We start from the raw sequence: 10000 nt of genomic DNA, 5'->3' as shown, positions 1-10000 counted from the left end.
ACCTTCGAAACTGTTGATTTTAGTCCATCATTTCGGTGATGGCCTAAGGTCTTCAGTTTCAAAAGAAGGTATTTTAACCTGAATACATAGGGTTAAAAAGCTAACCTAGGGAAGTGAAACATCTCAGTACCTAGAGGAAAGGACATCAACCGAGACTCCGTTAGTAGTGGCGAGCGAACGCGGACCAGGCCAGTGGCGATTTGTAATAATGGGAAGTGTTTGGAAAGGCACGCCATAGCGGGTGACAGCCCCGTACCAGTAAAAAGCAAATCGTCCTCGAGTAGGGCGGGACACGTGAAATCCTGTCTGAACATGGGGGGCCCACCCTCCAAGCCTAAGTACTCCTGTGCGACCGATAGTGAACAAGTACCGTGAGGGAAAGGTGAAAAGCACCCCGACGAGGGGAGTGAAATAGTACCTGAAACTGGATACCTACAAGCAGTTAGAGCCTCTTTATGGGGTGATAGCGTACCTTTTGTATAATGGGCCAACGACTTAATGTAACGAGCAAGCTTAAACCGTTAGGTGTAGGCGTAGCGAAAGCGAGTCTGAATAGGGCGTCGAGTTCGTTGTATTAGACCCGAAACGCGTTGATCTACCTATGAGCAGAGTGAAGGTCATGTAACAGTGACTGGAGGCTCGAACCGTTGAATGTTGAAAAATTCTCGGATGACTTGTTGGTAGGGGTGAAAGGCCAATCAAAACGCGTGATAGCTGGTTCTCCGCGAAAACTATTTAGGTAGTGCCTCGTATGATTACTCCAGGGGGTAGAGCACTGGATGGGCTAGGGGTCCTCACCGGATTACCAAACCTAACCAAACTCCGAATACCTGGAAGTACAGTACGGGAGACAGACGGCGGGTGCTAACGTCCGTCGTCAAGAGGGAAACAACCCTGACCCGCAGCTAAGGTCCCCAAATAATGGCTAAGTTGGAAAGGATGTGGGTTTGCTTAGACAACCAGGATGTTGGCTTAGAAGCAGCCATCATTTAAAGAAAGCGTAACAGCTCACTGGTCAAGCGAACCTGCGCCGAAGATGTAACGGGGATTAAGCCATTTACCGAAGCTCGGGGTTTCATCTTTGATGAAGCGGTAGCGGAGCGTTCCGTAAGCCTGTGAAGGTGTCTGGTAATGGACACTGGAGGTATCGGAAGTGAGAATGTTGGCATGAGTAGCGATAAAGAGGGTGAGAGACCCTCTCGCCGAAAGACCAAGGGTTCCTGCGTAAAGCTAATCTGCGCAGGGTTAGCCGACCCCTAAGGCGAGGCCGAAAGGCGTAGTCGATGGGAACCACGTTAATATTCGTGGGCCAGCTGGTGGTGACGAACGCCGAAAGTTGTCAACTCTTATCGGATTGAGTTGGCAGCCTGGGAGTTCCAGGAAATAGCCCCAGCATTAGATCGTACCCGAAACCGACACAGGTGGTCAGGTAGAGCATACCAAGGCGCTTGAGAGAACTATGGTGAAGGAACTCGGCAAATTACTCCCGTAACTTCGGAAGAAGGGAGACTCTTTCTTGGGCAACCAAGGGAGAGTGGCACAGACCAGGGGGTTGCGACTGTTTATCAAAAACACAGGGCACTGCGAAGTCGCAAGACGACGTATAGTGTCTGACGCCTGCCCAGTGCCTGAAGGTTAAGAGGAGGGGTGCAAGCTCTGAATTGAAGCCCAGGTGAACGGCGGCCGTAACTATAACGGTCCTAAGGTAGCGAAATTCCTTGTCGGGTAAGTTCCGACCTGCACGAATGGCGTAACGACTTCCCCACTGTCTCCACCATAGACTCAGCGAAATTGAAATCTCCGTGAAGATGCGGAGTTCCCGCGGCCAGACGGAAAGACCCTGTGAACCTTTACTGCAGTTTTACAGTGGCGCTATCGAACGTATGTGTAGGATAGGTCGGAGGCTTTGAAGCCGGGGCGCCAGCCCTGGTGGAGCCACCCTTGAAATACGACCCTTATTTTCGGTGGCGTCTAACCGCGGTCCCTTATCGGGATCCGGGACCCTGTATGACGGGCAGTTTGACTGGGGCGGTCGCCTCCCAAAGTGTAACGGAGGCGCGCGATGGTAGGCTCAGACCGGTCGGAAATCGGTCGTTGAGTGCAATGGCATAAGCCTGCCTGACTGCGAGACTGACGAGTCGAGCAGAGACGAAAGTCGGCCATAGTGATCCGGTGATCCTGCGTGGTAGGGTCATCGCTCAACGGATAAAAGGTACTCCGGGGATAACAGGCTGATACCGCCCAAGAGTCCATATCGACGGCGGTGTTTGGCACCTCGATGTCGGCTCATCACATCCTGGGGCTGGAGCAGGTCCCAAGGGTATGGCTGTTCGCCATTTAAAGTGGTACGTGAGCTGGGTTCAGAACGTCGTGAGACAGTTTGGTCCCTATCTACCGTGGGTGTCGAGACTTGATAGGATTTGTCCCTAGTACGAGAGGACCGGGATGAACATACCTCTGGTGGACCAGTTGTCGTGCCAACGGCACAGCTGGGTAGCTAAGTATGGACTAGATAACCGCTGAAGGCATCTAAGCGGGAAACTAACCTAAAAACGAGGTCTCATTGAGAGCCGTGATAGACCATCACGTTGATAGGCCAGGTGTGGAAGACCCGCGAGGGTTGAAGCTGACTGGTACTAATCGCTCAATCGCTTGATCCTACGATCTCATACGCAGTGAAGACTGCGCCGTTCTTCGGCACTTAACGTGCCATTCCAGACGATGTCAGACAATAAGATACGAGTGCATTCCGCCGACCTGGCGGCTATGCCGGGGGGTCCCCACCCGATCCCATCCCGAACTCGGTCGTTAAGTCCCCCAGGGCCGATGGTACTGCGTCTTAAGGCGCGGGAGAGTAGGTCGCTGCCGGGTCTGCCGAATGCACTTGGTATCTTATTCAAAACGCCTTCCTTTCCAGACGATGTCAGATCAGACCTTCCCATACCACTTGTCGCGGGGTGGAGCAGCCCGGTAGCTCGTCAGGCTCATAACCTGAAGGTCGTAGGTTCAAATCCTGCCCCCGCACCCAAGTGTCCTGCCAGCCCCGCCAACGCGGGGCTTTTTTGCGTTTTTGGCGGGGCTTTGTCCATACCGACTCACGGAAAGCGAGCGCCAAACGGCTCATTTGGCAATCGTGCCGCATTGGCGACGAAGCTGATAGTATGATATGTGCCGCATAGGGCGAATATTTCCAATTGCTGCTCTTTGCTCCAGTCGCGTTCAAATTGCTCGCTGATGCTATTGTCCATTTTTCCCGAAGCGCAAAGGTCGTCCACGGCCCTCAAAAGGCATGCTTCGGCTGGCGACCAGATGGCGTCGTCGACCTGATCGCTTCGGGTTGACGCGATTTGTGCGTCTGTGAGCTTAGCATGAGACCGAAATGCGCTGACATGCACGCCCCATTCGTATTCGCAATTCTTGTTGGCCGTCACACGCAAGATAACAATTTCTCGGATGCGTAAGGGCAGCGGGCTGTCTTTATCGAGAAGATTGGGGACCCCTTTCTTCATGAATCTCAAACTGTTAGCGAAGACACGGAATAGGGCCAGTATGTAGCCGCCTTGTTGTGGATAGCCGACTAAGACTTTAGCCACGTCTTCAGGATAGGGTTCAGTGATTGGCGTTAATTGAGTGGTCATTGCGGGTTCGCTTTGCTAGATGATTGCAAGCCGAAAGTATGCTACTAAATATGTAGCGTCAATATGGGGGCGGAAATTGCAGAAGCTTCCCGGAACGCCAGTTCGCGGTTCACAGACTGGCCGTCCAATCATGGTTTTGCTGGATGTCCTCGGACAGCGCTGGACCCTGCGTCTCCTTTGGGAACTCAGCCATGACCCGGCAACATTTCGCGTGCTCCGAGCTAGATGCGATGATGTCTCTCCAACCGTGTTGAATCAGCGTCTTAAAGAGCTCAGAGGCCTAGGCTTGGTTGACCTTGGCGAAAGCGGATACGAGTTGACGAGCATAGGAATGGCGCTGGCAGCGAAGTTTGCCTCATTGGACGCCTGGGCAAACCAATGGGCGCAAAATCTTGAAAAACATGATGTTTTAAAAGATTAGATCGTCCAAAAACTCCCCAACCTCACCCCTCCAACGCCTTTATCATATCCACCCGCGTCCCATGCCGGCCGCCTTCGAACTCGGCGGACAGGAACGCATCAACGATATCGAGCGCGAGGCCCAGGCCGACAACGCGGGCGCCGAGTGAGAGCATATTGGCATCATTGTGCTGGCGGATCATACGGGCGGAAAAAGTATCGAGGCAGACCCCGCAACGCACACCTTTGATCTTATTGGCCGCCATCATAATGCCTTGGCCAGTGCCACACAGCAGAATGCCAAAACGATAATGGCCATCAGCGACAAGGCGCGCGGCCTCGGCACCGCGTTCAGGATAGGGCGTACTTTCAGCTGTCATGGGGCCAATATCCTCCACTTCCCAGCCCTTGGCGGAAACATGGTCGTAGATGGCACGCCGCAACTCAATCGCGGCATGATCACTGGTCAACACGAGGCGGTTTGGCTGGGTCATGGCTCAGGCCTATTTGCCGTGGTGGCGGCCGATGCTGGCCTTGATGCGCTCCAAGGTCGCGCCGCGAACGGCGAGCTTATTGCCGTGATAGGCATGGCCGGGCAATTGGGCGAGCTGGGCTGCCAAGGCAATGGCTTCGGCTTCGACTTTGTCCAAGCTCGTTAGATGGTCGAGGTAACCGGCTTCCACCGCACCTTCAGAATCATAAATATGGGCCTGCACGACGGCTTTCGTCATATGCAGCGGGTTTAGGCGGTCTTTGGAAAGCTCCAGCGCAAAGATCGGCAAAACCATGCCATTGATCGTTTCATTCGCGCCAATCTTATACGGGCCTGCTGCACCAATGCGCGTATCGCATGCGTGTAGGATAAACACGCCCATTGCAATCGCATGGCCCGTGCAAGCAGCGACCACGGGCAGGGGGTTGCCGTATAGACGCACGAGAAGACCCGCACCGGCATCCAGAAGGGCAAGTGCAGCTTCAGGGCCGGAAGCGGTTAAAGCCTGCAAGTCAAAGCCACCCGAAAAACGGCCTTCACGACCTGCCAACACAATGGCTTTGGCTTTCGCTTCGGCTTCATCCAAGGCCGCATGCAGTGAGGCTACCATGGCTTGATTGATCACATTGGCCTTGCCATCATCCATCCGGATCACAGCCACATCGCCCATGAATTCCACGCTCGCGCTCATGCCACGGCTCCCTGTTTGTTTCTGCTCTCTTTCGGGCCAGACTAGTAGAGATAACCTTTTGCGGGTCAACTGGGCAGATGCAAGCCGATGGACCAGATTGCGACAAAGGTGATTTGACCTAGGACATCTGCCTCTTTAATCCAAGCCTCGCAGGGGTCGGATAGAAAGAGGCACAAGATGTTGGATATGGCGACGCAGAGCGAGGATGTGCAATCAGGTGTGACCCGCCTCATCATTCGTCGGCCGGATGACTGGCACGTGCATCTGCGGGATGGTGCCATGTTAGGCGCTGTCGTCAATTACACGGCGCGCCAGTTTGCCCGCGCCATTGTTATGCCAAACCTCGCCCCGCCTGTGACGACCACGGCGCTTGGTGCTGCTTATCGTGAGCGCATTGTAGCCGCGACAGATCCCGCCCTCAAATTCACGCCTCTCATGACTTGCTATTTGACCGATCACAGCGATCCGGAGGATATTTCAAATGGCTTTCTGACCGGCGTTTTCACGGCTTGCAAGCTCTATCCCGCCCATGCCACCACCAATTCCAGCCATGGCGTGACCGATTTTAAGAAGCTTTATTCCGTGTTTGCAGCCATGGAAAAGATCGGCATGCCGCTTCTCTTGCATGGCGAAGTTACCGAGTCCCACATCGATATTTTCGATCGGGAAGCCGTTTTCATCGATCGCATCTTGAGCCAAATCGTCCGCGATTTTCCGGGCTTAAAGATTGTGTTTGAGCATATTACGACCGCCGATGCCGTCGCTTTTGTGGAAGGTTCCAGCCACCCGATTGCGGCGACCATCACGCCTCATCACCTTGATTTTAATCGCAATGCTATGTTCGAAGGCGGCATTCGCCCGCACTTTTATTGCCTACCTGTTGCCAAACGCGAGACCCATCGATTGGCGTTGCGAAAGGCCGCCATTTCTGGCTCTCCTAGATTCTTTCTCGGCACCGATTCTGCCCCGCACGCGATTGGCGACAAGGAATCTGCGTGCGGCTGTGCCGGCATTTTCAACGCGCCTTATGCGATTGAAAGCTATGCCAAGACGTTTGAAGAAGAAGGCGCGCTCGACAGGCTTGAAGGTTTTGCCAGTCTCTTTGGTCCCCGCTTTTATGGCCTGCCGGTAAACGAGGAAACTGTGGTGCTAGAGAAGGTCCCCGTAGCTGTTCCCGCGCAACTCGCCGCAGCTGGCACCCAAGTCGTTCCCTTCCATGCGGGGCAAACCTTGGCTTGGAAGTTTATGGGCTAAAGTGGCCATAAAGGCCCACCTGTTTCTAGCAGAACTTTTCGGCTCGAATTCTTCGGAGGGCGTAAGAGAAAACTGGTGCCACAGGCGAGGATTGAACTCGCGACCTCATCATTACCAAAATTGAACCCCTCGTTTTTTCGCGTTTTCACGGCTTGTCACGATTTTTCGTAATATATTGCGTCACATAGATTTTANAAAAAGCTGAAAATGGGTCCAAACTTCGCCATTTTTGAGATGATGGTGTCGCGTGATGGGGTCGATTGATAGCACAAAAATGGCATAGGAAGTTGACAATGTCAGACGTTTTGAAGGCGAAAATCAACAAGAGATTTGTCGATTCCGCGATGCCGCCCGAGACCGGCGACACGCGGATTTGGGATATTGAGCTGCGTGGTTTCATGCTGCGGATCTCGTCGAGTGGCCGGAAGACCTATTGCGTGAAGTATCGCGTGAACCGTCAACAACGATGGATGACCATTGGCGAGCATGGCCTGCCCTGGACGCCCGAGGCTGCACGTAACCGCGCGCGAGAAGTCATTACTGAAGCGACCAAAGGCGTTGACCTATCAGAGACGCCAAGTGAGCGGGCAAAGTCTTTGGCTGGGAAGGGCGGGCTGGTCATAGCTAAAGCTATGCGCGACGCGACCATCGGCCAGTTGTTCGAATTGTATTTCCGCGATGGACCTAATGATAAGCCGTTAAAGCGGGAATCGTCTTGGTCGGTCGATGCCACATCGTACAAGCGCCACATCAAGCCTCTTCTGGATGATGTTGTCGCGAAGGACATTAGGCCCAGTGACCTCGCCGCGTGGCAAAGAGACATTGCTGACGGCAAGACTTCACAGGATGTAAAGACGGGGCCACGAGGCCGTTCTATTGTCAAAGGCGGACCGAGTGCCGCGTCCCGAGGCCTAAGGTGTCTGTCTGCGATGTTTTCGTGGGCGATTTGGCGAGAGATATTGGAAACCAATCCCTGCTCCAAAGTCCAAAAGCTGCGCGACAATCGCCGTGAACGATCCATGACGACAGAAGAGGCTCAAAGGCTCTGGAACGTTCTTGATGAAGCACAAGCAGCATGGGTGATCGCGCCCAATTATGCCAACATCATTCGCTTAATCATGTTGACTGGCGCGCGCCGTAACGAAATCACCGAACTAAACTGGTCTGAAGTTGACATCGAGCGCTCGCGACTTGTTCTGCCGCCAGTGCGAACCAAGATGGGTAGTCAGAATAAATCACGTACGATCATTCTGTCGGAGCAAGCACGGACGATCCTTGAAGGCCTTCCGCGCTCTGGGCCTTATGTATTCATGTCTCAGATCTCCGGTAAACCGGTCTTAGGGGTCAACAAGGCTTGGCTTAAAGTCCGGGAACTTGCGGGCCTCTCTGACGTCCGTCTTCATGACCTGCGCCATAGCTTTGCAACATTCGCGGTCGAAGATGGTGCATCGCTGTATCTAGTAGGTCGAGCTCTAGGTCATGCAAACGCATCATCGACGGAACGCTATGCCCACCCCGGCGATACTGCCGCACGGATTATTGCTGAAAAGGTAGCCGGACGGTTCGCCATCGGGCGGGAGTGATGCAGCCCTTTGGTGATAAAGTATCAATCTCTGAGGCCAAGTTGACGGAATATATTCTGTCTCCGACCCATCGAATTGGTTCCAGCAAGGCAAGAGTGTTTATGCTTGCATCGGGCATAGGGCTGGAAACTTATTCATGGCGCCAAATCAGCTTTTGTGCGATTATTACGGGTGATGTGGACTGGAGACGACGTCGCAAAGTTTGTTTCGGCCTTTGGTGTGAGTGACAGGCAAGCCGGATCTGAGGACAAAACAATGACTAAAGTGCAACCCAGTTTGCTAGATGCCGTCGCGCTTTTGAGCGATCAGAGCGACTTGGGTCTCGTGCTAGGCCAGGTTGGAACCGTGGTCGAGTTTTTGGATGACGACTTTGCGCTTGTGGAGTTCTGTGACCGAGATGGCGCGACTTTTTCAATGCCGACTTTGCCAATCGCTTCGCTTCTTCGTTTGTCCTATGAGCAAGTCGCGGCCTGAGGCAGCTATTTGACGGTTTCAAGTTCCCACCCATCAGCCGATACCCACTTCATTGAATTTTTCATATTTTATGATAAGTTCATATTATGAATACGAATGTAGCATCAAAAATACAAAATGTCCTTGATGATTGGCCAAGCAAAGGCCTCGTCACTCAAGCATGGCTGACCCAGCGAGGGGTGTCGTACAGCCTTGCTAACCAATATGTGAAAAGCGGTTGGTTGGAAAGGCTAAGCCCCGGCGTGTTCCAGCGCCCGAACGATGAGTTGACGTGGCAAGCAGCCCTTTCTGGTTTGCAAACGCAATTAGGTTTGGCAATCCATGTCGGGGGTCTTACGGCCCTAACCAATGATGGCTTTGCCCACTATGCGCGGGTCGATGTTGAACCAGTCCATTTGTTTGGTCCCAAAGGCGCGACGCTTCCTAAATGGTTCAAAGCCGCTTGGTCGAACGAATTTGTGCATTCCCAGACAAACTTTCTGCCACCGCATCTCGGTGTCCGCAAAGCGAGTTATGAAGGCTTTCAGCTTCAATCCTCTGCGCCGGAGCGGGCAATCTTGGAGCTCCTCTATCTGAGTCCCAAGTCTGTAAGTCTGCTGGAAGCGTATGACATCATGGACGGCCTGCGCAATCTGCGGCCTGAACTCATGACCGCGCTGCTTGCAGGTTGCGGCTCATATAAAGTGAGGCGACTTTTTGCTTTCATGGCTCGCAAGCTCGATCTGCCGATAGTTCAAGAGCTAAATCTTGACGGTTTGGATTATGGCTCGGGTGTTCGGGCAATTGTCCAGAACGGCGTCTATGATGCACGTTCGCAGCTCATGCTGCCGCGCGAACTTATGGAGCGTGGGAATTGAGACCCGTTTACGAGGACCAAGTCAGACTTCTTTTGGCGGTCTTGCCATTTGTGGCCGCTGAGCGTTGCTTTGCGCTCAAAGGCGGTACGGCCATCAACTTGTTTGAGCGGGATCTGCCTCGCCTATCGGTGGATATTGATCTGACCTATGTTGGCTTAGAAGGCCGCGAAGATGCACTAGCGATGATAAGAAATGCCCTTAGTCGCATTGCCACCAATATCGAGCGAACATTGCCAAACACCCGTGCCCGTTTGGTGCACCAGGTCGATGCTGGATTAGACGTCAAACTGCATATTCAAAGGCATCGCACGCAGATCAAAATTGAGGTCAATCCAACGCTTCGCGGCATCGCCTCTCCGGTGCGCGATATGGTTTGCTCAAAGAGTGTCCAAGAGCGCTTTGAGACATTTGTGCGAGTGCCGGTCGTGTCAAAGGGTGAGCTGTTTGGCGGAAAGATATGCGCAGCACTAGATCGGCAGCACCCACGTGATCTTTTTGACGTTAGCCTCTTGCTTGCCGATGGCGGGCTAACACCGGAAATTCGGATGGGCATGATATTAGGGTTGGTATCTGTAAAAGTATTTATTTGATCGGACATTCCCTATCCCCGG

Annotated in this window: 10 protein-coding genes, 1 tRNA gene and 2 rRNA genes (1 of these 13 cut by a window edge); 10 read left to right on the top strand and 3 right to left on the bottom strand. The window is 53.3% G+C overall.

Features of this window, described 5'->3' with window-relative positions:
* From B7364_RS07160 to B7364_RS07150, 3 genes are all read left to right on the top strand, one after another.
* A 23S ribosomal RNA gene (locus tag B7364_RS07160) occupies positions 1-2660 on the top strand (it extends 130 nt beyond the left edge of the window).
* Between the two features lie 96 nt (positions 2661-2756).
* Positions 2757-2871 (top strand): 5S ribosomal RNA (gene rrf / locus B7364_RS07155).
* A gap of 80 nt (positions 2872-2951) precedes the next feature.
* Positions 2952-3028 (top strand) — tRNA-Met (locus B7364_RS07150).
* A gap of 67 nt (positions 3029-3095) precedes the next feature.
* On the opposite strand, the gene B7364_RS07145 is transcribed toward B7364_RS07150, so the two are convergent.
* A complete protein-coding gene (locus B7364_RS07145; protein ID WP_085339339.1) occupies positions 3096-3638 on the bottom strand; it encodes a carboxymuconolactone decarboxylase family protein in 543 nt (180 codons plus the stop codon).
* Between the two features lie 130 nt (positions 3639-3768).
* Here B7364_RS07145 and B7364_RS07140 point away from each other — a divergent pair, with 130 nt between their 5' ends.
* A complete protein-coding gene (locus tag B7364_RS07140) occupies positions 3769-4059 on the top strand; it encodes a winged helix-turn-helix transcriptional regulator (RefSeq protein WP_232780838.1) in 291 nt (96 codons plus the stop codon).
* A gap of 22 nt (positions 4060-4081) precedes the next feature.
* Here B7364_RS07140 and rpiB read toward each other — a convergent pair whose 3' ends face one another.
* Both rpiB and B7364_RS07130 read right to left on the bottom strand, forming a co-directional pair.
* Positions 4082-4531, bottom strand: a complete 450-nt coding sequence (rpiB, locus tag B7364_RS07135; RefSeq protein WP_085339337.1) for a ribose 5-phosphate isomerase B — start codon at positions 4529-4531, stop codon at positions 4082-4084.
* Between the two features lie 9 nt (positions 4532-4540).
* Complete coding sequence (locus B7364_RS07130; RefSeq protein WP_085339336.1) at positions 4541-5221, bottom strand: crotonase/enoyl-CoA hydratase family protein; 681 nt, start codon at positions 5219-5221, stop codon at positions 4541-4543.
* A gap of 177 nt (positions 5222-5398) precedes the next feature.
* Here B7364_RS07130 and pyrC point away from each other — a divergent pair, with 177 nt between their 5' ends.
* The 6 genes from pyrC (at position 5399) to B7364_RS07105 (ending at position 9979) form a co-directional block, all read left to right on the top strand.
* Positions 5399-6475, top strand: coding sequence for a dihydroorotase (gene pyrC, locus B7364_RS07125; protein WP_198534086.1), 1077 nt, complete (start codon positions 5399-5401; stop codon positions 6473-6475).
* Between the two features lie 293 nt (positions 6476-6768).
* Entirely contained in the window at positions 6769-8058 is a 1290-nt protein-coding gene (locus tag B7364_RS07120; RefSeq protein WP_085339334.1) for a tyrosine-type recombinase/integrase, read from the top strand.
* Complete coding sequence (locus B7364_RS18385) at positions 8058-8285, top strand: DUF6883 domain-containing protein (protein ID WP_408606328.1); 228 nt, start codon at positions 8058-8060, stop codon at positions 8283-8285. The genes B7364_RS07120 and B7364_RS18385 overlap by 1 nt, the downstream gene beginning before the upstream one ends.
* A gap of 28 nt (positions 8286-8313) precedes the next feature.
* Complete coding sequence (locus B7364_RS07115) at positions 8314-8532, top strand: DUF4926 domain-containing protein (protein ID WP_085339343.1); 219 nt, start codon at positions 8314-8316, stop codon at positions 8530-8532.
* Positions 8533-8618: 86 nt separating this feature from the next.
* Positions 8619-9389, top strand: a complete 771-nt coding sequence (locus tag B7364_RS07110; protein ID WP_085339333.1) for a type IV toxin-antitoxin system AbiEi family antitoxin — start codon at positions 8619-8621, stop codon at positions 9387-9389.
* Positions 9386-9979, top strand: a complete 594-nt coding sequence (locus tag B7364_RS07105) for a nucleotidyl transferase AbiEii/AbiGii toxin family protein (RefSeq protein WP_085339332.1) — start codon at positions 9386-9388, stop codon at positions 9977-9979. The genes B7364_RS07110 and B7364_RS07105 overlap by 4 nt, the downstream gene beginning before the upstream one ends.
* Positions 9980-10000: the final 21 nt, after the last annotated feature.

Origin of the sequence: Aquidulcibacter paucihalophilus, assembly GCF_002105465.1 — a bacterium.
GTDB lineage: Bacteria > Pseudomonadota > Alphaproteobacteria > Caulobacterales > Aquidulcibacteraceae > Aquidulcibacter > Aquidulcibacter paucihalophilus.
This window is presented reverse-complemented; position numbering and strand designations above follow the sequence as displayed.